Source organism: Leucobacter sp. wl10 (assembly GCF_003569785.1).
Lineage (GTDB): Bacteria > Actinomycetota > Actinomycetes > Actinomycetales > Microbacteriaceae > Leucobacter.
Genome location: NZ_KZ983991.1, coordinates 1 through 21,736, shown reverse-complemented (window position 1 = coordinate 21,736; position 21,736 = coordinate 1). Strand labels below are relative to the sequence as shown.

22 protein-coding genes and 1 tRNA gene are annotated in these 21,736 nt (G+C 69.7%); 12 read left to right on the top strand and 11 right to left on the bottom strand.

Features of this window, described 5'->3' with window-relative positions; all coding sequences use genetic code 11:
- Positions 1 to 126 precede the first annotated feature (126 nt).
- Positions 127 to 654: a DUF305 domain-containing protein gene (locus D1J51_RS06230; protein ID WP_371414078.1), complete on the bottom strand. Its 528-nt coding sequence runs from the start codon at positions 652 to 654 to the stop codon at positions 127 to 129.
- Between the two features lie 191 nt (positions 655 to 845).
- Entirely contained in the window at positions 846 to 1,367 is a 522-nt protein-coding gene (locus tag D1J51_RS06225) for a DUF6153 family protein (RefSeq protein ID WP_119074329.1), read from the bottom strand.
- A gap of 232 nt (positions 1,368 to 1,599) precedes the next feature.
- On the opposite strand from D1J51_RS06225, the gene D1J51_RS06220 reads away from it, so the two are divergent.
- The 4 genes from D1J51_RS06220 to D1J51_RS06205 are packed head-to-tail and all read left to right on the top strand — an operon-like array spanning position 1,600 to position 4,348.
- The gene (locus D1J51_RS06220; RefSeq protein WP_119074328.1) at positions 1,600 to 2,001 is read left to right on the top strand and encodes a YciI family protein; all 402 of its coding nucleotides are present in this window, start codon (positions 1,600 to 1,602) and stop codon (positions 1,999 to 2,001) included.
- Positions 1,998 to 3,296, top strand: coding sequence for an RNA polymerase sigma factor (locus tag D1J51_RS06215; protein ID WP_119074327.1), 1,299 nt, complete (start codon positions 1,998 to 2,000; stop codon positions 3,294 to 3,296). The genes D1J51_RS06220 and D1J51_RS06215 overlap by 4 nt, the downstream gene beginning before the upstream one ends.
- 40 nt (positions 3,297 to 3,336) lie before the next feature.
- A complete protein-coding gene (locus D1J51_RS06210; protein WP_119074326.1) occupies positions 3,337 to 3,834 on the top strand; it encodes a VOC family protein in 498 nt (165 codons plus the stop codon).
- Complete coding sequence (locus tag D1J51_RS06205; protein WP_119074325.1) at positions 3,824 to 4,348, top strand: methyltransferase family protein; 525 nt, start codon at positions 3,824 to 3,826, stop codon at positions 4,346 to 4,348. The genes D1J51_RS06210 and D1J51_RS06205 overlap by 11 nt, the downstream gene beginning before the upstream one ends.
- A gap of 78 nt (positions 4,349 to 4,426) precedes the next feature.
- Here D1J51_RS06205 and D1J51_RS06200 read toward each other — a convergent pair whose 3' ends face one another.
- Positions 4,427 to 5,362, bottom strand: a complete 936-nt coding sequence (locus tag D1J51_RS06200; RefSeq protein WP_119074324.1) for a ThiF family adenylyltransferase — start codon at positions 5,360 to 5,362, stop codon at positions 4,427 to 4,429.
- Positions 5,362 to 6,096 (bottom strand): GNAT family N-acyltransferase, encoded by a 735-nt coding sequence (locus tag D1J51_RS06195; RefSeq protein ID WP_240422970.1) that lies wholly within the window; start codon positions 6,094 to 6,096, stop codon positions 5,362 to 5,364. Before D1J51_RS06195 ends, D1J51_RS06200 begins: the two co-directional genes overlap by 1 nt.
- A gap of 301 nt (positions 6,097 to 6,397) precedes the next feature.
- On the opposite strand from D1J51_RS06195, the gene D1J51_RS06190 reads away from it, so the two are divergent.
- Positions 6,398 to 7,252 carry a hypothetical protein gene (locus D1J51_RS06190; protein WP_119074322.1) on the top strand — a complete coding sequence of 285 codons (855 nt, stop codon included), beginning with the start codon at positions 6,398 to 6,400 and terminating at the stop codon, positions 7,250 to 7,252.
- A 23-nt stretch (positions 7,253 to 7,275) separates the two neighbouring features.
- On the opposite strand, the gene D1J51_RS06185 is transcribed toward D1J51_RS06190, so the two are convergent.
- Positions 7,276 to 9,591 (bottom strand): putative bifunctional diguanylate cyclase/phosphodiesterase, encoded by a 2,316-nt coding sequence (locus D1J51_RS06185; protein ID WP_162903691.1) that lies wholly within the window; start codon positions 9,589 to 9,591, stop codon positions 7,276 to 7,278.
- A gap of 140 nt (positions 9,592 to 9,731) precedes the next feature.
- Positions 9,732 to 10,379: an oligoribonuclease gene (orn, locus tag D1J51_RS06180; RefSeq protein ID WP_119074320.1), complete on the bottom strand. Its 648-nt coding sequence runs from the start codon at positions 10,377 to 10,379 to the stop codon at positions 9,732 to 9,734.
- Positions 10,380 to 10,441: 62 nt separating this feature from the next.
- On the opposite strand from orn, the gene def reads away from it, so the two are divergent.
- Complete coding sequence (gene def, locus D1J51_RS06175; protein ID WP_119074319.1) at positions 10,442 to 11,005, top strand: peptide deformylase; 564 nt, start codon at positions 10,442 to 10,444, stop codon at positions 11,003 to 11,005.
- 10 nt (positions 11,006 to 11,015) lie between these two features.
- Here def and D1J51_RS06170 read toward each other — a convergent pair whose 3' ends face one another.
- Complete coding sequence (locus tag D1J51_RS06170) at positions 11,016 to 12,212, bottom strand: MFS transporter (protein ID WP_119074488.1); 1,197 nt, start codon at positions 12,210 to 12,212, stop codon at positions 11,016 to 11,018.
- 90 nt (positions 12,213 to 12,302) lie between these two features.
- Between D1J51_RS06170 and D1J51_RS06165 the strand changes: the two genes are divergently transcribed.
- From D1J51_RS06165 to D1J51_RS06150, 4 genes are all read left to right on the top strand, one after another.
- Positions 12,303 to 13,298 (top strand): AAA family ATPase, encoded by a 996-nt coding sequence (locus D1J51_RS06165; RefSeq protein WP_119074318.1) that lies wholly within the window; start codon positions 12,303 to 12,305, stop codon positions 13,296 to 13,298.
- A gap of 2 nt (positions 13,299 to 13,300) precedes the next feature.
- Positions 13,301 to 14,443: a DUF58 domain-containing protein gene (locus D1J51_RS06160; protein WP_119074317.1), complete on the top strand. Its 1,143-nt coding sequence runs from the start codon at positions 13,301 to 13,303 to the stop codon at positions 14,441 to 14,443.
- Positions 14,444 to 14,495: 52 nt separating this feature from the next.
- Positions 14,496 to 16,835 carry a transglutaminase TgpA family protein gene (locus D1J51_RS06155; RefSeq protein ID WP_119074316.1) on the top strand — a complete coding sequence of 780 codons (2,340 nt, stop codon included), beginning with the start codon at positions 14,496 to 14,498 and terminating at the stop codon, positions 16,833 to 16,835.
- Between the two features lie 15 nt (positions 16,836 to 16,850).
- Positions 16,851 to 16,923: transfer RNA gene (locus D1J51_RS06150), tRNA-Arg, on the top strand.
- A 14-nt stretch (positions 16,924 to 16,937) separates the two neighbouring features.
- Here the strand turns inward: D1J51_RS06150 and D1J51_RS06145 are convergent.
- Both D1J51_RS06145 and D1J51_RS06140 read right to left on the bottom strand, forming a co-directional pair.
- Positions 16,938 to 17,393: a hypothetical protein gene (locus tag D1J51_RS06145; protein ID WP_119074315.1), complete on the bottom strand. Its 456-nt coding sequence runs from the start codon at positions 17,391 to 17,393 to the stop codon at positions 16,938 to 16,940.
- The gene (locus D1J51_RS06140; protein WP_162903690.1) at positions 17,390 to 18,043 is read right to left on the bottom strand and encodes a hypothetical protein; all 654 of its coding nucleotides are present in this window, start codon (positions 18,041 to 18,043) and stop codon (positions 17,390 to 17,392) included. The genes D1J51_RS06145 and D1J51_RS06140 overlap by 4 nt, the downstream gene beginning before the upstream one ends.
- 155 nt (positions 18,044 to 18,198) lie before the next feature.
- On the opposite strand from D1J51_RS06140, the gene D1J51_RS06135 reads away from it, so the two are divergent.
- Positions 18,199 to 18,783, top strand: a complete 585-nt coding sequence (locus D1J51_RS06135; RefSeq protein ID WP_119074313.1) for a TetR/AcrR family transcriptional regulator — start codon at positions 18,199 to 18,201, stop codon at positions 18,781 to 18,783.
- A 314-nt stretch (positions 18,784 to 19,097) separates the two neighbouring features.
- Here the strand turns inward: D1J51_RS06135 and D1J51_RS06130 are convergent, their stop codons facing one another.
- Complete coding sequence (locus D1J51_RS06130) at positions 19,098 to 19,679, bottom strand: TetR/AcrR family transcriptional regulator (protein WP_119074312.1); 582 nt, start codon at positions 19,677 to 19,679, stop codon at positions 19,098 to 19,100.
- Between the two features lie 63 nt (positions 19,680 to 19,742).
- Here D1J51_RS06130 and D1J51_RS06125 point away from each other — a divergent pair, with 63 nt between their 5' ends.
- Complete coding sequence (locus tag D1J51_RS06125; protein ID WP_205547767.1) at positions 19,743 to 20,672, top strand: oxidoreductase; 930 nt, start codon at positions 19,743 to 19,745, stop codon at positions 20,670 to 20,672.
- Positions 20,673 to 20,863: 191 nt separating this feature from the next.
- Here the strand turns inward: D1J51_RS06125 and D1J51_RS06120 are convergent, their stop codons facing one another.
- A complete protein-coding gene (locus D1J51_RS06120; RefSeq protein ID WP_119074311.1) occupies positions 20,864 to 21,433 on the bottom strand; it encodes an HhH-GPD-type base excision DNA repair protein in 570 nt (189 codons plus the stop codon).
- Between the last annotated feature and the right edge of the window lie 303 nt (positions 21,434 to 21,736).

Below are 21,736 nucleotides of genomic sequence, written 5' to 3'. Positions count from 1 at the left end.
CACCTCGATCGCGCGAACGCGGCCTGGCGTTGGTCGACCTCCCACCGGCGGACCGCATCGCGGAAGAGCAAGAGAGCGAGCGGGCGGTGCGGGGGACGCGCTTCTGCGCGCCCCCCGGTTCGCGTGCTAGAGGCGTTCGAGGATGGCCCGCATGGTCTCGATCTCGGCGCTCTGACCGTCGATGACCTGCTGAGCCAGCTCGATCGCTTCCGGGTTCTGGCCGCTGTCGACTTCCGTCTGGGCCATATCGATCGCACCCTGGTGGTGCACGATCATGCCCTCCAGGAAGAGCCGGGCCGCCTCTGCCCCGGTCGCAGTCTCCAGGGCGGCCATATCCTTCTCGGACATCATCCCGCCGGGATCCATGCCGGGCATGCCGCCGCCAGAGGACTCGTTGTACCGGATGCCCCAGTCCTCCAGCCAGCCTCGCATCGTCTCGATCTCGGGCCCTTGGGCATCCTTGATCTGCTGAGCAAGGGTCAGCACCTGTTCATCGACCCCGTCCTTGGACAAGATCGCGTCGGCCATGTCGATGGCCTGCTGGTGGTGAGGGATCATCATCGTCACGAACATCTCATCGGCGGAGTTGAACTGCGCCGATGCCGATGCCGAGCCCGACGGCATCGGGGTCGAGCCGTGATCCATGCCGGGCATGCCGCCCGGTTTGCCGTTCTGCGCACATCCAGCGAGCAGGAGCGAAGCGATGAGCGCGGTCGAAACCAGCGCGGTAGTACGGAAACGCATGAAGAGCGTCCTTTCGTCAGTCGAATGGGTATCGCGATGACCCCTACGCCGCGCACAGCGGGCGAGGGGCGTCCCGGCGCGTGGCCGGAACGGGCGAGAACTCAGGTTCGACTGATTGAGAGGACGATGAGCGAGGGCGGACGCGGACGCGGAAGAACCGCGCCCAAGAGGTGGAGCACACGAACCGCGAGCAGATCGGCGGCCCATACGCGGCCCAGTATGGTCGGCCCCAGCAGCATGATCAGAACGACCAGCAACGCCAGCACGCACCCCATCATCAGCATCGATTGCTGCGGTGATGACGACCCGCTATCGCCGCCGCAGTGGGATTCACCGTCCATTGCCGGAGCCTGCGCCGTTTCAGCAGGCATCGCATCGACGGCTGCTGCGTCACGCTCCTCGTGCGCGAGTATCTCGCTAGGCGCCGCGACAGCGCGGTCGGCCGGTGACGAATGGGTGGTCTGCGCCGCGCCGACCACCGGTTCGGACGCGGCAGGCGAGTTCGGCACGCTGAGGAAGTGCATCGCCAACAGCCCGAAGAACACCATCATCAGGAGTCCGAAGACCAGGAGAACACGCAGCCAACGCGGCGCGGCATGCTTCAGCGATCGCATGGCGTTCATCGCGGCTCTCCCTTCAGATCCTGTTCGGGCCGACCATGACGAGCGGTCGCATGCGTCTGCCCCGCGTACCGGAGCGCCATCACCGCTCGACGGCACCCGATTTCATGAACATAGTACCCCATGGGGGTATTCCTCTCCATGGGTCACGACGATCCGCGTCCGGGTCACCGGCCGTTGACCTCCTGTCGCAGGGCGGGTTCCGAAGCAGGTGCCGCCGTGCGAGAATGACCGCATGCGCTTCATGCTGCTGCAGACGTACGGGCCGACGGAGTCCGGTTGTCAACCCATGTCGGAGTGGGAGGCGCGTGATGTGCAGGCGCACGTCGCGTTCCAGCAGGACCTCAACGAGCGGCTGACCGAGCTCGGCGAGCTGATCGACGCAGTCGGCCTCGCGGGACCCGAGACGGCGCGTGTGGTCACGTCTGACGGCGGACCGCCCGTGATCACTGACGGGCCGTTCCCGGAGGCGAAGGAGATGCTCGCCGGCTATCGCCTGGTCGACGTCGAATCCTGGGACCGCGCTCTCGAGATCGCGGCACTCGTGTCCGCCTCGCCCGGGCCGGGCGGGGCACCGGTACAGGCGCGCATCGAGGTGCGCCGGGTCATGGGCGCGCCCGCAACCGACGACCTGTGACATCGGTACCGCGCGATCGCCGGATCGAGGGGCTGCTGCGCGAGCACGCGCGGCGCGCTCTCGCGATCGTCGCGAGCCGGTACCGGGACTTCGACGGCGCGGAGGACGCGATCCAGGAGGCACTGATCGCGGCCGCGAAGCAGTGGCCCTCGGGTATCCCGGACGATCCGCGCGCCTGGCTGGTCTCCGTCGCGTCCCGTCGTCTGGTCGATGCCTACCGGTCGGCGGATGCGCGACGCAGGCGCGAGCGGGAGGCGTGGGAGGATCGCGACGCGCCCGCCGCCGACGAGTTCGCCGCGGGCGACACCGACGACTCGCTCTCACTGGTGCTGCTGTGCTGCCACCCGGCGCTCAAGCCGGGCGCGGCGATACCGCTGACGCTCCGGGCGGTCGGTGGGCTCACGACCCGCGAGATCGCTGCGGCATTCTTCGTTCCCGAGGCGACCATGGCACAGCGGATCAGCCGGGCGAAGGCGACGCTGCGGAGAGCGGGGGGCCGCTTCGAGCCGGCCCCCGCAGACGAGCGCGGCGAACGCGCGCGGACGGCGCTGCACGTGCTGTACCTGATGTTCAACGAGGGCTACGTCGCGAGCGAGGGCGACCACCTGCTGCGCCCCGATCTGGCTGCCGAGTCGATCCGGCTGACCCGGATGCTGCACGCGGCGCTCCCAGAGGAGCCCGAGGTCGGCGGACTCCTCGCACTGATGCTGCTCACGGAGGCGCGCCGGCCCTCCCGAGTCGACGCCCTGGGGCGTCTGGTGCCTCTGCCGAAGCAGGACCGCTCGCGTTGGAGCCGCACGCTGATCGCCGAGGGCGTCGTGCTGCTCACCGACGCGATGCGTCACGGCAGGGTGGGGGAGTACCAGTTGCAGGCGGCCGTCGCGGCCGTGCACGACCAGGCGGTCGTGTACTCCGACACCGACTGGCCTCGCATCGCGGGCCTCTACCGCGCGCTCTCGGGCCTCACCAGCAACCCGATGATGGACCTCAACGCGGCCGTGGCCGTCGCGATGACCGACGGGATACCCGCCGGCTTCGCGATGACGGACACAGCGGCTGAGACGCTCGGAGATCACCACCGTGTCCACGCCGTGCGGGCGCACCTCCACGAGCTCGCCGGAGATCGAGAGCAGGCCGTCGCGGAGTTCCGCGCGGCCGCCGCCCGCACCGCGAACGAGGCCGAGCGGCGTTACCTCTCGGATGCGGCGTCCCGCCTCGAGACGCAGCCCGCAGCAGAATCCGAACGAACATCGCGCGCGCATGTCGAGAACGGCGGTTCGGCTCCGACCCCCTGATACAAGCCGTCACAGGGGCGGCTCGACGGAAGGAGCCGAGATGCCTCGCATCACTCCCAACCTCTGGTTCGACGGGCGAGCCCTCGACGCGGCGGAGTACTACGTGTCGGTCTTCCCGAACTCGCGGATCACCGACGTGAGCCGCATGGGCGACCGCGGGCCCGTCATCACGGCGTCGTTCGAGCTCGACGGCCAGCGGTTCCTCGCGCTCAACGGCGGCCCCGAGTTCCGCTTCACCGAGGCCGTGTCGTTCGTCATCGACTGCGCCGACCAGGCCGAGGTCGACCGCTACTGGGACGAGCTCACGTCTGATGGCGGCGAAGAAGGCCGCTGCGGCTGGCTCACCGACCGCTTCGGACTGTCGTGGCAGGTCGTGCCCCGCGCGCTCGTCGAGCTGCTCACCGATCCCGACCCCCGCCGCGCAACGGCCGCGGGCATCGCCCTGCAGGGTATGAGCCGTATCGACGTGTCCGCGCTGCACGCCGCCGCGCGCGCGGTCGAGGCGGGGGTGGGGCCGGAGGCGCCTCGTGCGACGTAGCTCAGCGGTGCTCGGCTCCGCCGCGTGGCTGCTCGCTGCTCCCGGCGTGGTGGCCGGTGTCGTCCCCTGGCTCATCACGAGGTGGCAGCGTCCGGTCCCGTCCTGGCCGATCCTCGACATCCTCGCGGTCCCGCTCTGCCTGGCGGGCGCGATCGTTCTGCTGCACGCGTTCATCGTGTTCGCGTGGCACGGCAGAGGCACTCCCTCCCCGGCTGCGCCCGCTGAGCGGCTCGTGGTGCGCGGCGCGTACCGATTCGTGCGGAATCCGATGTATCTCGCGGTCTTGGCCGTGGTGCTCGGGCAGGCGCTCGCCTTCCGCAGCGGCCCACTGCTCTGGTATCTGGCTGCCCTGATCGCGCTGTTCGGCGCTTTCGTCAGACTGTACGAAGAGCCGACGCTGCGCGCCGCCTACGGAGACGACTACGCGGCCTACGCTGCGGCAGTGCCCCGCTGGATACCGCGACTGGTGCCCTGGTCCCCGCCGGATCGAGACGGCCGGACGACGGCTGCATGAACGGCAGGGGCGATCCTGTTCAACCGGGTCGGCCTCGGGTTCGAGCCGGGCGGGGCAGCGCGGGAGCGACGGCGGCGCTCAGGACCGGCGGGCGATGTCGGTGACGGTGTAGCTGCCGAGGGGGTTCATCCCGAGGTTCTGCCGGCTCGCGGCCAGGAGCAGATGGCGCACGTGCGCGGCCTTGCCAGCCCTCAGCACGCGCGTGCGCAATCGGTAGGCGTCGGTGTACGCCACGCGAGGGGCCCACACCGGCGGGCGGCGACGGTTGGCGACGCCCGCGGTCAGGTGCAGGAACGCCTGGGCGCTGCCGATGCCCGAGGCGAGGTCGACGCCGATCGAGACGGACGGGAGCGGCGCAGGCGGCGCGCCCTTCTCGCCCAGCACGGCCCGCAGCGATCGCAGGTCGGTGTAGGCGGGGATGTAGGGCAGGCAGCGGGCGAGATCGACGCCGGCCGCGGCGATCTCCTCGAGCGGTGTCTCGGGGGAGAAGCCCATGAACCGCTCGAAGGTCCACCGGGAGGCGGGCGCGAACGAGGTGACCTGCGCGGCGAATCCCACGTTCATCACGAGCAGGTCGGGGATGCCCTGCGCCCTGGCCTGCCTCGCGATGAGCGTTCCGATCTCGGGTCTCGTGAGCTCCGACTCGTCGAGCACCAGCGAGGCCCGGCGCATGAAGGGTTCGATGTTGTGCTCCCCGACTCCGTCGGGGAAGGTCTCGATCTCGGCCTCCGGATTGATGTCGAGCACCCGCTCCCGGAACACCTCGACCTTGCTCCGCCCGAGCGAGGAGACGGTCGCGCCCTCGACGCGGTTGACGTTCTCCGCCTCGAATACCTCGGGGTCGGCGATGCCGAACCGCGCGACTCCCATCCGCGCGAGTTTGAGTCCCAGTTGAAATCCGTCTCCGCCGACACCGGCGATCGCGACCCTCGCGGACATCAGGGCTCGCTGCTCCTCCTCGCTCCAGAATCCGTAGTTGCGTGAGAATTCCGGCGAGGAGACGGTTCTGGCCATCAGGCGGCCCGTTCGCTGCAGGATCCCCTGGACGCCCGGCCGACGTAGGTCATCCCGGGCTCCGCGGTCCGATAGCGATCGATGAATCCGCCGTTCCGGGCGTTCACCCGTCCGGCCGAGGCCGGTATGTCGATTTCGATGGGCAGGTTGTAATCGAGGTAGTGCTCGACGTATCGCGCCTCGCCGATGCGGTCGATCGCTATCGCGCCCTTCAGGTGGCGCTCGAACCAGGGCTCGATGATCGCGAAGGTGCGCTCCAGCTCGTGGTTGGCGATGTAGGCGAGCATGAGCGCGAAGAGGTGCCACTGCACGATCTCCTGCAGCGCGGCGGACTCGTGACGGGCGATGACGCGTGAAACCTCCACGCTCCTGGCCGTGAGCCCGCCGGACGCGAAAACGTCGGGGCAGAAGTCCTCGACGGGGAGCGGGCTCTCGTCTCCGCGGAGGATGAGCCGGGACACGCCGACGACCCGCACGCCGGTCCGATGATTCTCGATCACCGCGAAGGTGACCGACCGCGCATCGTCCGCATCGCGGTCCGTGCCGTCCTCCTGGAGGTCGTTCGCGGAGAGCTGCCCGGTCTGGTCGACGTAGACCTTCTTGCGCAGGTGGAAGTGCGCGGTGTACTCCGCCTCGAGACCGGGCAGCGGCACGCCGTCGACGGCCAGTACGCCGCAGGCGAGTCGAGCCGCGGGGTCGTCGGAGAACAGGTTCGATTCGATCACGGGAATCACTTCGTGATTCGAAACCGTGCGATCAATGTGAGACAACGCCGGGGTCCTCCTGGAATCAGCAAAGTTGGAACTGCCGTGGACAAACCATAAGTCCCCCGGTTTGCGACTTCGAGCGGATCGCTCAAGGTCCCATTCTGCCCTAAAAGCGCAGGGAGCCGCATTACCCGGAGCGGCGAGGGGTGCGCGATCGTCGGCCGCATCGCCCGGACGGGTGCGATGTTCGCGGGAACCCCCGATTGCGCCGAGCATCTTGATACGATGTACCGAACCGCAAAGCAGCGATTGGGGGGCGGAGGTAGGGATGCCTGAAGACAGTTGGAACTGGGGGAGCGGCCTGCAGACCCAGTCGGGCGCCGACGACGTGCGCACCAGGGTGCTGCGCAGCGCGATCAGCCACGTGGAGTCCGTCGGCCTGTCGCTCGGCGCCAACGCTGCGCTCATCGACAAGCTCTCGACGGAGGCCGGGGTGACCGCCCGGCAGTTCGCCAAGGTGTGGCCGTCGTCAGACGCCTTCCTCGCCGACCTGTTCTGCGAGCTTGCGAATCAGGCCCGGATCGACCGCGCGGACACCAATACGCTGCTGACGACCTGGCAGTACCTCAGCGCGCGGGTCGACGACCTCCGCTCGATCGACGGACGTCGCAGCGTGCTCATCGACGTCATCCGCACCGCCGCCGAGTACAACTTCGATGTCGTGACCGCCTCGAACAAGTGGCGGACCTACGCGGCGCTCTCCACGACGATCATGTCGTGGCCCGACGACGAGGATCGCACCCGCGTGCTCGATGCGCTCCGCGCGAGCGAGCTCTCGTTCGTGGAGACCATGGAGGGTTTCTACCGCAACGTGCTGCCGACGATCGGCTACCGGCTGAAGCCGGTGTTCAACAACGACTACCAGCCGTTCGTGGTGGCCGCGGCATCGGTCATCGAGGGGCTCGGAATCGTACGGGCCACGGTCCCCGCACTCGTCGAAGCGCACTTCGACCTCCGGGCCGAGACCGGAGCGGAGGCCTGGTCGGTGGCGTCGCTCGCCTTCGTCGGCGTCGTCGACGCCTTCATCGAGCCCGATCCGGAGTTCGTCGCCGATGAGGCGATCTCCCGGCTCAGCGGCGGCGTGGACGTGACCCCGCGGTCGCAGTCCGATCAGGGTTACTGAACCGGTCGACGGAGCCGGTCCGGCTACGGCCCCGCGACGGCCCGCGCCCCCCAGCGCCGGATGCGCTCCATCGTCGGACCGAACGGGAGGGGTCTGCCGAAGTAGTACCCCTGAGCGCTGTTAACGCCGAGCTCGACCATGACGCGGGCCATGTCGGGATTCTCGATGCCCTCGACGATCACCGTGTAGCCCAGGTTGTCGCCGAAGCCCTGCAGAGCCTTGATGACCTCGCGCTGGCGCACGTCGTCGAGGTTGTCGATGAGGCTCTTGTCGATCTTGAGGATGTTCATCGGGAAGTGCACGAGGGCGCCCACCGAGGAGTCGTCGGAGCCGTAGTCGTCGAGGGCGAGGATCACGCCAGCGCCCTGCATGATCTCGGCGTCGCGCCGCAGGTCGTCGGTGACCGTGCGCAGTGAGCGCTCGTTGAGCTCGATGCAGAGCGAGAGGCCGGGGTGCGTGCGGGTCGCCTCGAGGATGAAGGGTCCGAGCTCGCTCTGGCAGATCTGGCCCAGTTCGAGGTTCACCGTCACGCAGCCGATGCCGGGATCGAGCCGGCGGAACTCCTCGGCCGCTTCGAGGGCCTTCGTGATGACCTGCCTCGTGAGGTCGTTCATGAGGCCGAGGCTCTTCGCCCTCGCCACGAGCGAGGGCGGGGAGATCGGGCCGAGCTCGGGGTCGATGTAGCGCACGAGCGCCTCGAACGCCCAGATCCTGCCCTCGTCGAGATTCACGATCGGCTGGAACGCGAGGGAGAGCCTGTTGTCGCCGATAGCCCTCGCGACGATGTCGTTCGTGCGGGTCGACCGGTGCGAGGAGATGCTCACGTTGCTCTCGACCGGCCCGCCCATCCGCCGTGAGCGCTTGACCTGCAGCATCGTGCGGTCCGCGTCCTCGACGAGGGCCTGCGCGTCGAGCTCGCGATGGCTCGAGAAGGCCAGGCCCGCGCTGACGACGGGCCGCATCTCGTTCCCCTCCAGCGCGAGCGGCCCGCTCACCGCCTTGATGATCCGGTCGGCCGACTCCTTCGCCTGCTCGAGGGAGACCAGATCCGAGAGGATGACGATGAACTCGTCGCCGCCGACGCGCGACACGAAGTCTCCGCCGCCCGCGGCGCCCCGCAGTCTCTCGGCAACGGTGCGCAGCAGCTCGTCGCCCGCGCGATGGCCGAAGCGGTCGTTGAGCTTCTTGAAGTTGTCGAGGTCGATGAAGAGCACGGCGATGCCGCCGTGGTAGGCGCGATTCTCGTTCGCCTCGACGAGCGCCTTCTGAAACGAGCCGTAGTTCGGCAGGCCGGTCAGCGCGTCGCTGTTCGCGCGGCGCTTGAGGAGGTCCACCTCGTTCCGGACACGAGCCGCCTCGTTCGCGATGTGCGCCAGCGTGGCGAGCGCGCGTTCGTCCTCCCGGTCGAACGGGATTCCGCTGATCGCGCGCGACGCGGTCAGGTGCTGGTCCACGCCGGGTTCGAGTTGCACCTCCGCGCCGATCTCGTGGTGCCGGGGAGCCTCGTCGCGCAGCTCGACATCGTCGGCCTGCACGATGGACTGCGCCCGGCGCTGCAGGGCCGCGGGAAGCCCTGTGCCGGTCTCGCGCGGCAGGTCCACCGCCGCATCCACCAGGGCGCTCAGCCGGCGCTCGATGCCCGCGTACCGCGTGCGCTGGGCGAGCACGTAGAAGAGCGAAGCGGTGATCAGCAGGACGAACGCGGTCCGGCGGGCTTCCGGATTGTGTTCGAGCCACGGGATGATCACGGAGTCCGCGTAGTTCATGAGCGTGATAGTGCCCGCGATCACGAGCACCGCGAACCCGAGCCGCGGGGCGCTGAGCGCTGAGAATCCGAAGCCGCGATCACGCGTCGAGCGGATGCGGTGCAGACCGAGCTCGCCGAGCAGGAACACGAGGAGGTAGCCGGCGGCGGCGGCGATGAAGCTCGGCAGCAGCCAACCGCCGAGGGCGAGCAGGCCGATCTGGATCCCCGCGAAGGCGAAAGCGGCTGCGGTGCCCAGTCCCGTCACGCACAGGGCGCGCAGAAAACTGCGGCGCGCGACCAGCTGCGAGATCAGGAGACCGATGGCCCAGATGCAGACGTCGAGAAAGCGGGATCCGTTCCCGGTGGGGAGCGCCAGCATCGTGACGGAGACCCCCACGAGCGGGGAAGCGGGGGCGCGTCCGACACGCATCTTGAACGGGCCGGAGATGATCACGCCCGCGACGAGCGCGAAGACGATCGTCCACGATGCCGGCGGCGACGCGACCAGGCGATAGGCGCCGTAGGCGAGAGCGCACACGGCGACGACGACGAAGGGTGCGGCGAAGAGCTTCTCCCGCTTCGCCGTATCCATGAGTCTGAGCCCTTTCCCATCTCGCGGCGAACTCACACGTACGGTCGAGAGGTGCGGCAGCTGCGCAGTGTCAATCATGGCATGCGCCGCGCGATACCCCGGGGTTTCGAGCGGGGCGGCGGAGGAAATCCGTCCCCGGATCAGGCCTCCGGCGCCGTCGGGCCGTCGATGAGGCGGTCGTAGCGGGCGCTCGCGTCGGCGGCGAGCGCGGCGGATGCCGCCTTGTCCGGGCCGGGCCGCTCGACCATCACCGCGCTTCGGAAGTAGGCGAGCTCCTGGATCGACTCCGCGATGTCGGAGAGTGCGCGATGCCCTCCGCGCTTCTCGGGTGCGCCGAAGTATGCGGCCGGGTACCAGCGGCGGCTCAGCTCCTTGAGCGTCGAGACGTCGATGCTGCGGTAGTGCAGGCGCTCCTCGAGACCGGGCAGGTACTTCGCGATGAAGCGGCGGTCCATGCCGATCGTGTTGCCCGCGACGAGCGGCCGGCGTCCCGCCGTGATGAAGCGGTCGAGGTAGGCGAGCACCCGGGCCTCGGCCTCTTCGAGGGTCGCCCCGTCCTCGATGCGGGACAGGAGTCCCGAGGACTCGTGCATGCCGCGCACGAAGTCGTTCATGCCCGCGAGCGCCTCGTCACCCGGGTTGATGACGATCTCGAATCCCGGATCGAGCGGCTCGAGCTCGAAATCGGTGATGATCACGGCGATCTCGCACAGCCCGTCGCGGTCCGCGTCGAGGCCGGTCATCTCGCAGTCGATCCAGACGATCTGATCCGCCGGCGTGTTCGACACGTTGCACTCCTTCAGCTTCTTGACCCAGTTCAGTCTAGACGCTGCCCGGTAGGCTGGTCCCCATGTCAGTTCTCCCCATCGTGATCTGCGGCGAACCGGTGCTGCACCGGCCCGCGGCGCCCGTCACCGAGTTCGACGCCGAGCTGCGCGCGCTCGTGGACGACATGTACGAGACGACGGTCGCCGCGCCCGGCGTGGGCCTGGCGGCGCCGCAGGTGGGCGTCGGCAAGCGCCTCTTCGTCTGGATGTACGAGGAGCAGGACGAGGCGCCCGTGCAGGGAGCCGCCGTCAATCCCGAGCTGTGGATCGCGCCGCTCGAGCCGGGCCTTCCCGGGGAGGACGAGGTGGAGGGGTGCCTGTCGCTGCCCGGCGAGCGCTTCGCGCTGCGGCGCTCCTCGCACGCACTGCTGCGGGCGCAGGATGTCGACGGGAAGCCCTTCGAGGTGCGGGCGAGCGGCTGGTTCGCGCGCATCCTGCAGCACGAGTTCGATCACCTGAGCGGGCTGCTCTACGTCGACCGCCTCGTGCACCCCGAGAACCGGGCCGCGCAGAAGGCGCAGCGCAAGAACGGCTGGGGCGGCCCCGGTCTCAGCTGGCTGCCGGGCGTCGACGACCTGGAGGGGTGAGCGATCCGGCTCAGGGCTGCGCAGGCCGCCGCGAATCGGGGATCGCGACCCACGCCAGCATCGCCGCCGCGAGCAGTGCGGCGGTGACGCCGAAGGCCCAGCCGAAGCCCGCGAGGTCCACGATCGCCCCCGCGACGAGCGGGCCGAGCACCCCGCCGAGGTCGCTCGTCATCGAGTACGCCGCCACGACGCCGCCGCCGCGACGGCGGTCCAGCACGTCCGCGAGCACGGCCTGCTGACCGGGGTTCGCGAGCGCCGAGCCCGCGCCGGCGACGAACATCACCGCCAGCGCGCCCCAGACGGTCGGAGACGCCGGAAGCGCGAGATAGGCGAGGGCCATCACGGCCGTGCCGATCACGAGCATCGGCTTGCGCCCCGCGGTGTCGTTCCAGCGACCCGATGGGAAGATGAGCAGCGCGTTGCCCGCCGCGTAGGCGGCGAGCACCCACGCCGCGAGGGCGGCGTCGCCGTTGAACGCTACGACGACGAGGATCGGGACGACCGACACGCGCACGCCGAACGACGACCAGCCGAAGGCGAACACGGAGAGCAGCAGCGCGCGGAAGTGCGGGATGCGGATCGCCTCGCCGAGCGTCATCGCGTCGTCGGCGCCCTGCTCGCCGCTCGGCCGCGCCGCAGCCCGTGATCTGCGCAGCGCGAAGGCGACCACCGAGGCGGCCGCGAGCAGAGTGAGGAAGTAGAACACGAACGGCGCGCGCAGGCCGAACGAAGCCACGACCCCGCCGAACACCGGTCCGAGCAGGCCTCCCAACAGGAATCCCGCCGCGGCCAGGCTGGCGACCCGCCCGCGGGCGTTCGTCGGGCTCACCTTGATGAGCAGCGCGGTTGCGGCAACGGTGAACATGGTCGAGCCGACTCCGCCCGCGCCGCGCAGCACGATGAACTGCGCATAGTCGGCGGCGAGGGCGGAGGCTCCGGTCGAGACGGCCACGATGAGGATGCCGAGGGTGTAGGTGCGCCGCTCGCCGAGACGCGTCACGACCCAGCCGGCGAGCGGGGCGGATACGAGACGCATGAGCGCGAAAGCGCTGACGATCGCGGACGCCGCGAAGTTGGAGACGCCGAACTCCAGCGCGAACTGGGGGATGACGGGGGCGACGACGCCGTACCCGAGGGCGACGGTGAAGCCGCCGGCGACGAGCGCCCAGACCTCGAACGGCAGCCGGGGACGGGAGGGATCGCGCACCACATGATCCTACCGGGGCTGCTCCGCGGCGTCCCGCGCCTTCGACGCCGGAGGGGTCGTGTTTCCAGGGAAGGCACGTAGGCTGTGGCCATGTCCGGGACGAGAGCTGCTCCGACGCCGACGGCGCCGGCCTCCGAATACGCACTCGCGCACGTGCAGGATCTCGCCGGCCGCATCGCCGACTCGCTGGGGCGCGTGCTGAGCGGGAAACCCGTCGCGATCGAGTCCGCGATCACGACGCTTCTCGCGGGCGGCCACCTGCTGCTCGAGGACGTGCCCGGTGTCGGGAAGACCACGCTCGCGACGGCGCTCGCCAGGTCGATCGACGCGAAGACGCGTCGCATCCAGTTCACGTCCGACATGCTGCCGACGGATGTGACGGGTCTCACGATCTACGATCAGGACCAGCGGGAGTTCCAGTTCCACCCCGGTCCGATCTTCACGAACGTCGCCATCGGCGACGAGGTGAACCGGGCGACGCCGAAGACGCAGTCGGCGCTGCTCGAGGCCATGGGCGAGCACTCCGTGACCGTCGACGGGCACACGCACGGGCTGCCTGAGCTCTTCATCGTCGTGGCCACGCAGAATCCGCAGGACATGGAGGGCACCTTCCCGCTGCCGGAGGCGCAGCGGGATCGCTTCATGACGCGCATCTCGCTCGGCTATCCGGACGCCGACGCCGAGATGGCCATGCTCAGGGCGCGCGCCTCCGCCGATCCCGTCGACGCGTCCGGACCCGTGACGACGATCGATGAGGTGCTGGTCGCACGCCGCGCCGTCTCCACCGTCCACATGTCGGACGAGGTCGCCCGCTACCTCGTCGCGATCGTCGCGGGCACCCGGGGGCATCCCGGCATCGCGCTCGGGGGCAGCCCGCGCGCCACCCTGCACCTCTCGCGCATGGCATCCGCGCGGGCGGCCGTGCGCGGGCGGCCGTTCGTCTCTCCGGACGATGTGGCGGCGCTCGCCGGAACGGTGCTTCCGCACCGCCTGGCCCCGAAGGGACGATTCGCCTCCGTGAGCGACTCCTACCTGGCGGCATCCGACCTCGTCGCGGAGATCGTCGCCCGCACTCCCGTGGGGTGACGATGCGCGTCGCACTCACCCGTCGCGGCAGGGGCTTCGCCCTCACCGCAGTCGGGCTCGGGGCGGGCTGGTTCGTGATCGGGCTGCGGGACCTGTGGTTTCTCGCCGCCCTGCCCGCCGCCATGGCGGTGCTCGCCGTGCTGCTGGCGTTCGTGCTCTCGCGAGCCGCGCGATTCGAGGTGCGGCTCTCGGCGAGCGACGCCACGCCGACGGTCGGCGACGAGGTGCGGTTCACGGCCTCGGCCGTTCACCGCCTGCCGCGCGCGCTCCCGGTTCGAGTGATCTGGGAGGTCGAGGGGGAGCGGCTCGAATTGCCCCTCGTCGCCGAGGGGTCGCGGGCCGCGGCGTGTCGAGCCGGCTGGACGGTGCGGCGGCGCGGGCACCTGCGCGTCCGCGTAGCCGGGCTCGTGGTCCCCGATCCGCTGGGACTCGCGACGGTGGCCGTGCGGGTCGACGCGGGCAAGGAGCTGCTCGTGCTTCCTGCGCTGATCGGCCCCCTCGCGGATCGCCTGGAGGACCCCCGGCTGGGGGTCGACTCGGACGACGGCTCGGGGTCCCCGGCCGCCGCGCGCGACTCGGGCACCCCCGGTGGCGCTGTTCGCGCCTACCGCAGCGGAGACGCGCTGCGGCAGGTCCGCTGGAAGCAGAGCGCGCGGCAGGGGGATCTGCTCGTCAACCTGTACGACACCGCCGAGAGCGCCGACGAGTCGCTGCTGCTCATCACGGCGGAGGATGCCTTCTCGGACGACGCCGAGTTCGAGCTCGCCGTGTCGGCCGCGGCGACGCTCGCGGCGCACTGGATGCGGAGCGGGCGCTCGGTTCGTCTCCATCTCGGCGACGACGCGCCGCGCCTCTGCCGGAACGAGCACGAGCTGCTGCGCGTGCTCGCCGAGGTGCGAACGACGGCGGGCTCCTCGGCGCCTTCGACCGAGATCCTCCTGGCGGGGGTGGAGGCGGTCGTCGCGGGGACCGTTTCGCGTCGTCTCGTCGAGGAGCTGCTGAGATACGGCGGCGGCCTGCTGCTGGCGGTGCAGCGGTCTCCCGAGGTCGAGATCCCCTCGGGCTGGCACCGGATCGCCATCCCCTCTCCCGGGCCGGGGACGGGGGCCTCCCGAGCTGAGGCGGGGGCGCGGGTTCGTGGCTGAGCCGGCCCGGAAGCGGCCGGGGCCCCGGCTGCGGCGGCGAACGGTCGATCGAGTGCCGCGTGCCGAGGCCAGCTCCTGGTCTCCGAGCGCTTCGCAGCTGATGCTGGCGGGGGCGATCGGCGCCGCACTCTGGGCGCTGGTGATCGCGGGCCTGGGAGCGGTGTTCGCGCCCGGCGGGTGGATGGCGCGCGCGATCCTGATCAGCGGAGCCTCGCTGATCGTGGCCTGCCTCCTGCGCGCGTCGCGCCGCAGCCTCCGCCTCGTCGCCGCTGCGGGCGGCGCCTCGACCGGACTCCTGTGCTGGCTGTGGTGGTTCGTCGACACGGGCCGGTTCGCGGCCTGGTGGAGCGATCCCCTGCGAGCGACGGCGGAGGCCCGCATGCAGGTGATCAGGGGTTCGACGCCGTTCGAACCGACCGGCGCCCTCGAGGACCTGCTGCTGCTGGCGGTGGTGCTCGGCGCCGCGCTGACGTGCCTCGTGCTCGTCGGCCTGGGCAGGCCGTTCGCCGCGGGGGCGGTCACGGCACTGCTCCTGCTCGTCCCCGCGGGCGTCAACGGGGTCTCCGTCGGCTGGGCCTTCCTGCTGGGGGCGGGCGTGCTGCTGGCGCTGCTCGCCTGGCTCGGCGCGCCCTCGCCGAGCTTGCCTGGTCTGCTGGCGGCCGCGGTCGCGGCGGCGCTGGCGGCCGCGGCCGTCGCGGTCGCACCTCCCACGCGGGATCGGGTGTGGAACGCGGCGGTCGTCGCGGGCCCCGTCTCGGGGACCGTCCCCGACGTCACGATCACGCTGGCCGAGGATCTGCGTCGCCGCAGCAACGCGCCGGCGTTCTCGTTCACGAGCGACACGCCGGGCGCGCATCGCTTCGCCCTCGCGACGCTCACGGATTTCGCCGACGGCCGCTGGCTGCCGCAGGACGAGCCGGACGCCGCCGGCCTCGACGTGACCGCGCCGCGATCCTCCGCGACGCTGCCGCCGTCGCCGGTGCCGATCGGATTCTCGCGGGTCGCGCCCGTCACGATCACCATCACTGTCGAGGGCCTCCTGAGCTCGTGGCTGCCGCTCCCGCAATCCGTGATGAGCGTCACCGCGGAAGAGTCGGATTTCGATCCGGCGCAGTGGTCCTGGACCGCGGAGTCCAGTACCGCGCGAGCGGACCGCACCATCACCAGGCGCGGCGATCGCTACACCGCGGTGTCCCGGCCGCTCATCGCCGCGGACGGCCGTCTGCCCGTCGACCCGAGTTCGCTGCCGGCTTCGGCCACCGCGCTCTTCGGCGATCCGGCGGAGGCACCGGAGAGCCTCGCCCCCTACCTGGAACTGCCGCCCGGCATGCCGGACGCCCTGCGGGGGGCGGCGCGCGAGGTCGCCGGCGGTGCGGACAACCGTCTTGCGCTCGGCTTGTCGTTGCAGCGCTGGTTCCGGAGCGGAGCGTTCGCCTACGACGAGTCCGCTCCGTACAAGCCCGACATGGATCCCGAGGATCCCTACGCCGTGATGGAGGGGCTGCTCACCGAGCGTCGCGGCTTCTGCGTGCACTACGCCTCGACCTTCGCGGTGATGGCGCGCGAGCTCGGGGCGCCCACGCGCCTCGCGGTCGGCTACGCCGCGCGCTCCACGGAGGGCGGCGAGACCATCGTGAGGGGCCGGGATCTGCACGCCTGGCCCGAGATCTTCGTCGACGGCGTGGGGTGGGTCGCCTTCGAGCCCACGCCGGGCGGCGCGGGAGTGCGCGCCGACACGGGGGAGCAGAGCCCCCCGGTCGAGCGCGAGCCCGGGGCGGGGGAGCAGCCCGCCGCGACGACGGAGCCGCCCTCCACCGACCCGACCGACCGGCGGGATCGCCCCCAGGAGGCCGTGGAGCAGCCGGCGAGCCCCGCCGCCGGAGCCGCGCCCCCGGGGAACGGTTGGCCGGCGGGAGGCGCTGCGCTCATCCTGCTGCTCGTGCTCGCGGGGATCCCGATCGTCGTGCGGCGGCTGCGGGCGGTCCGCAGAATGCGCTCGATCGCCCGGGGCCGTCATCCGGCCCAGAGCGTCTGGGCGGAGTTCCGCGACACGGCGATCGACCACGGTCTGCTGCTCCGCGCCGCCGGGGAGCCGGAACCCAGGGCTCGGACCGCGGAGGCGCTGGTCGACCACCTGGTGGCGCGCGGAAGTCTCTCGGGCGGGCCGGCGGAGGCCGCGCGCCGCCTCGCCGACGCGATGGCGGCGGAGCGATACGGAGGGATCGGCGGAGCCGGCGCCGATCCGGAACTCGCGGGACTGCTCCGCCTGGCGAAGGTCGGGATCCGCGACGGCGCCGGCCGCTCGGCCCGCGTCCGCGCGGTTCTGCTGCCGAGATCCGTGCTCCGAGCGGACCCGGAAGGGCGACGCGTCTCGGGCCCGCACGCGGCGTAGTACGCTGGACTGGCTGCCTCCGTAGCTCAGTGGATAGAGCAACGGCCTTCTAATCCGTCGGTCGCAGGTTCGAATCCTGCCGGGGGCACTCTTTCGGACGCACTAGAACCTGCGACGTCGTGAGGTGTCTCCGGCGAGGCGGATCGCGGCCTCTCCGTCTTCCCCGAGTTCGATGCCGCCCGTTTGCGCCTGGTTCGCGAGGCGCCTGCCGGGGTCGTCGGTGCGCGCGTACGTGGTGGCGCAGCCGACCTGCAGGTGCAGCGTGGCGGCGAGGTGGGCTGCGAGCAGCTTCTCGCTCTCGTTCCGAAGGCGTTTGCGGTTCTCGGTCAGCGCGGCCAGCTCTTGGGAGCGGGAGGCGAGCCGCTCATCGAACGCGGCCTCGACCTGTGCGGCCGGGGCCGTGTACCGCGCCTCGGTGATGGAGATGTCCTGGTAGCAGTCGGCGACCAGTCTCTCGACGCCCCCGATGGGTACGGCCCGCCGGGTGCAGTTCTTCCGTTTTGACGCACGCCCGGGGTGTTCTGCGCCTTTGCAGCGGACGATGCCCGTGGGCATCATATGTGATTTCTAACCTCATCAAGAAAGCTTCTGGGGTCGTCGGCCCAAAGGCGAATGACCGAAACATTGTGCTGGCCGCCCTTCGGGTGAAGGCCCGGCAGGGTCGCGCACGTTGGTCGCTCGAGCACGATCTCGATGTTTGTCTCACTCAGAATCGGCACTACAAGGATTTCTTTGTCGCCGTCTGCGATTATCCGGTCTTTTGAGTCGTACGTATGCTTCTTGATCGCTACCGAGTGCACATCATCCCAGCTGATCGGTACATCAAGATCCAGCCCATTGCGAATCTCGACGCCGAAAGGGCCGACTGTGTGTGGGCGCATGTAATACCCGCAGAGCAGCCCGAACATCCAAACGAGTCCCCAAATTCCGATCACGAGAAAGATCACTCTCGGGATCGGCCAACGATGGACAATCAAGTCCACGACGACGAGTTCGACAGCGGAGAGGATGATGAAAATCCACAAAATCGTGAGGACAGGGGTGTGGAAACGAAACCCCTTTCCGCCGATCGGAACCGCAGGGCGTCGACTGACTGCCCTAGCGATGTTCGCGTAGATGATCTTCTCCATCGAGACTGCGCGTCTGATCAGTGAGAGGATTCTGGCTCGCCGGGTGATCGGCTGGGTGGGCGTGTCAGTCGAGGTCATGTGGTCCGTCCTCTCCGGCGGCTTCGTCTGCCCCTGCTCCAGGCGCGATGCGGTCTCACTGCGCCGAGCTGGGCCCGCCTGTTTCACATTGCACTCGTAATGTAAACGATCATGAGCCTGTTGTCAATACGACTGCAATGTGAAAAGATGACTCCATGCCGAAGCGCGTTGATCATCAGGAGCGTCGCCAGCACATTGCAGCTGCGTTGCTCAGAGTGATCTCTCGTGACGGGCTGGAGGCCGTCAGCCTGCGTCATGTGGCGACCGAGGCGGGTGTCACGGCGGGGATGGTGCAGCACTACTTCCCGTCGAAAGGTTCCATGATGGATTTCGCGATGCGCACTGCAAGTGCGCGGTATGAAGCTCGGGTTACCGCTCAGCTTGCTCTGCTGGGTGAGGAGCCGGAGCCGCACCGGGTGCTTCGGACGCTGCTTGCCATGATGATCCCGACTGACGATTCAGAAGAAGACGACGGACACGTTGCGCTTGCGTTTCAAGCCTATGCCGCGACACACCCCGATGCTGCCGACTACCTAGAAGAAGGCAACGAGCTTCTGCGCAACCACTTTGCCGAGCTTGTTCGCGCTGCTGATGGCCGAAGAGATGCCGATTTGGCGGCGACGATCCTGCTCGCAGCGGCTGAGGGTCTCGGAGTGCACGTGCTCAGCAGTCGGCTTCCGACCAGCCAAGCGCGCGCATCGCTAGACCATCTGGTCGACGCGCTGCTCGACGCACCATGACCTGAGTCGCTTTACGTGCTGAACCCGCAGCGGCTAGCGTCGTGCGTCCCGTGGGCTGCTGACATCGTGGACGAGGGCTTCGATGGTCTCGGCTGGGCAGGTGGAGCGTACCCGGATCGTGTTCGCGGTCGCGGACGGGGCTGGCACGACAGAGGTATCGCGCAGAGAGCGATGTTCCCAGCCCGGATTGACCGACTCGATGCCGTGACGTCGCCTGAGGCCTCCGTGGCAGAACCCTCACCGACGAGGGGCTGAGCGCGCTCGTGGTCGATGGGCGAGACGTAGAAGCGCCCGGGTCAGGGCGCCGCGGCGAATCACACCCGATGCGGGAACTGCTGGACAGCCTCGTCGATCAATTCGCCGAGCTGGCTGGGTGGAATGACGCCGCAGTTGATGAGGCCGGCGAGGCCTTGGAGTGTGGCGAGGAAGATCAGCGAGAGTCGCTCGGGGCTCCGGTCCGCGAGCAGCCCTTCGAATCGGGCGCGCTGGAACATGTCCAGCATCGGAGCGAAGGCGACCTCGGCGCTCCTGCTCACGGCCTCGCCGTACGCCCCGTGCTTGTTGGCGAACATCAGCTCGACCAGGTTCGCCTCCGAGGTCGCGAAGTCGAGATATGCGGTTGCGACGGCCTGAACCTGTGTCGGGTAGTCGGGTGAGACGTCGACGGCATCCCGCAACCGGTTGCCGAGCCGGGCGAAGCCCTCGGCGGCCAAGGCGTCGAGAAGCTCTTGCCTGCCTGGAAAGTACCGGCGCGGCGCGGCGTGCGTGACGCCTATCGTGGCAGCCACCTCGCGCAGCGACAACTCGGCGGCCCCTCGATCCCGCACCACCGTCGCGGCTTCGTCGAGCACGGCCTGACGCAGGTTGCCGTGGTGGTAGGGGCGCGATGACGTCATGCGCACAGCCTATCAGCGATGTATCCGTTGACAAGATTGTTTTCACTGGATACATTGGTTGCCATGCTGACACTCGCCTCGCCCCATCAGATGCCGGATCAGACCGGTCGCACCATCGTCGTCACCGGCGCCAACAGCGGGATCGGCCGCGCGGCGGCGGCCTCGCTCGCCGCCAGGGGAGCGCGGGTGATTCTCGCGGTCCGGGACCGGGACCGGGGCCATGCCGCGGCGGCCACGATGGATGGCGAGGTCGAGGTGCGTCGGCTGGATCTCGCCTCGCTGACCTCGATCCGGGACTTCGCCTCCGACATCGACGGCGCCGTCGACGTGCTCATCAACAACGCCGGAACCATGACAGACGCGCTGCGGCACACGGCGGACGGGTTCGAGCTCCAGTTCGGGATCAACCACCTCGGACACTTCGCGCTGACGAACCTGCTGCTGGATCGGGTCACGAACCGGATCGTCACGGTGTCCTCGGCCGCCCACCGTTCCGCCCGGATCGACTTCGACGATCTGCAGTGGGAAAGGCGCACCTACCACCCGTTCCGCGCCTACGGACAATCCAAGCTGGCGAACCTGCTGTTCACGACCGAGCTGCAGCGCCGCCTGGCCGCCGTCGGCTCGCCGGTGATCGCAACTTCGGCCCATCCCGGGTGGGCGGCTACCGGCTTTCGAATCGCGAGCGGCAACGGCCTCCTCGACGCCCTGGCGGCGGTCAGCGCACCCCTGCTCGCTCAGGGCCCCGAGGGCGGCTCGCTGCCGACGCTGCTGGCGGCGGTCGGCGACGTGCCCGGCGGCAGCTTCATCGGCCCGAGCCGCCTCGGTGGAGTTCGCGGACCGGCCGCGGTGACCGAGCCGTCTCCCGGAGCGAGGGACGCCGACGTCGCCGGGAGGCTCTGGGAGGTCTCCGAGCGCCTCACCGACACGCGCTTCCCTCTCACCTCCCGGTCGGTCGCGTCAGATCAGGCGACCGACGACCCGGAGGCGTGAGCCCGAGGAAGCGCATCCGCTGCCGCCGATGCGGCGGAGAGCCGTGAGATCCCGGACATCACTCTCTCGAGGGGCGCGAGAGGACCTGTACCGGGGCTATGAGCGCCGAACCCGCCCAGACCGCCGGGGCTGGACGAACCGCGTCAGAAACTCCGCCGGGCACCCGACGTGCTCGCACGATCCTCGCCGGCTCAGCCGCGCTTGGCGGCCGCCTTCGCGGCGCGCTTGGTCTCGCGCACCTTGAGCAGCGTCTCCGGCGAGGTGATGTCGGCCACGCTGCGGAAGGATCCCTCCTCGCCGTAGGGCGCCGAGGCCTCGCGCCATCCCTCCCCGTCGAAACCGCACTGCTTGCCCAGCAGGGCGAGGAAGATCTTCGCCTTCTGCTCCCCGAAGCCCGGCAGCGCCTTGAGCCGCTTCAGCACGGTCTTGCCATCGGGATCGCCCTCGGTCCAGATCGCCGAGGCGTCGCCGCCCCAGTCGTCGAGCAGCGCCCGGCACAGCGTCTGCACGCGGCCGGCCATCGAGCCGGGAAAGCGGTGCACCGCGGGGGACTGCTTGAACGCCGCGACGAGGTCGTCGGGATCTGTCCCGGCGATCGTGAGGGCGTCGACGGCGCCGATGCGCTCCCGGATCTTCAGCGGACCCGCGAACGCGACCTCCATGGCGACCTGCTGGTCGAGCAGCATGCCGATGAGGAGCGCGAGGGGGTTTGCGGTGAGGAGTTCGTCGGCTGCGTCGTCGTCGGTGAGGTGGATGGCCATGAGTACAGTGTGTCACCTTGCGAGCGCCGGGAACAGACGGAACCCGAGTTCGCGGGCGCGTCGTCTCGGAGTTGCCGGAATCGCCTCACCGGCGAGATCGAACGATGGCGCGCTCGCAACGGACGCGGAGCCCGGCACCAGATCGGTGACGGGCTCCCTGCGGCGGACTCCAGGCGCTTGTGAAAGGAGGATGCCGTATCGAACCCGAGACTGTTCGGACCCGTCGCGCAGGCCGCGCAGCTCCGCGGGCGACTCGGGCCGCCGCGGGCTTCGTCCACAGGCGGCCGAAACCGGTGAACCTCG

Coding starts and splice junctions, on each gene's coding strand:
- D1J51_RS06230 (WP_371414078.1), bottom strand. CDS start 654: ATGCCCGGCATGGATCACGGCTCGACCCCGATGCCGTCGGGCTCGGCA.
- D1J51_RS06225 (WP_119074329.1), bottom strand. CDS start 1,367: ATGAACGCCATGCGATCGCTGAAGCATGCCGCGCCGCGTTGGCTGCGT.
- D1J51_RS06220 (WP_119074328.1), top strand. CDS start 1,600: ATGCGCTTCATGCTGCTGCAGACGTACGGGCCGACGGAGTCCGGTTGT.
- D1J51_RS06210 (WP_119074326.1), top strand. CDS start 3,337: ATGCCTCGCATCACTCCCAACCTCTGGTTCGACGGGCGAGCCCTCGAC.
- D1J51_RS06200 (WP_119074324.1), bottom strand. CDS start 5,362: ATGGCCAGAACCGTCTCCTCGCCGGAATTCTCACGCAACTACGGATTC.
- D1J51_RS06190 (WP_119074322.1), top strand. CDS start 6,398: ATGCCTGAAGACAGTTGGAACTGGGGGAGCGGCCTGCAGACCCAGTCG.
- D1J51_RS06185 (WP_162903691.1), bottom strand. CDS start 9,591: ATGGATACGGCGAAGCGGGAGAAGCTCTTCGCCGCACCCTTCGTCGTC.
- def (WP_119074319.1), top strand. CDS start 10,442: ATGTCAGTTCTCCCCATCGTGATCTGCGGCGAACCGGTGCTGCACCGG.
- D1J51_RS06165 (WP_119074318.1), top strand. CDS start 12,303: ATGTCCGGGACGAGAGCTGCTCCGACGCCGACGGCGCCGGCCTCCGAA.
- D1J51_RS06160 (WP_119074317.1), top strand. CDS start 13,301: ATGCGCGTCGCACTCACCCGTCGCGGCAGGGGCTTCGCCCTCACCGCA.
- D1J51_RS06145 (WP_119074315.1), bottom strand. CDS start 17,393: ATGATGCCCACGGGCATCGTCCGCTGCAAAGGCGCAGAACACCCCGGG.
- D1J51_RS06140 (WP_162903690.1), bottom strand. CDS start 18,043: ATGACCTCGACTGACACGCCCACCCAGCCGATCACCCGGCGAGCCAGA.
- D1J51_RS06135 (WP_119074313.1), top strand. CDS start 18,199: ATGCCGAAGCGCGTTGATCATCAGGAGCGTCGCCAGCACATTGCAGCT.
- D1J51_RS06130 (WP_119074312.1), bottom strand. CDS start 19,679: ATGACGTCATCGCGCCCCTACCACCACGGCAACCTGCGTCAGGCCGTG.
- D1J51_RS06125 (WP_205547767.1), top strand. CDS start 19,743: ATGCTGACACTCGCCTCGCCCCATCAGATGCCGGATCAGACCGGTCGC.
- D1J51_RS06120 (WP_119074311.1), bottom strand. CDS start 21,433: ATGGCCATCCACCTCACCGACGACGACGCAGCCGACGAACTCCTCACC.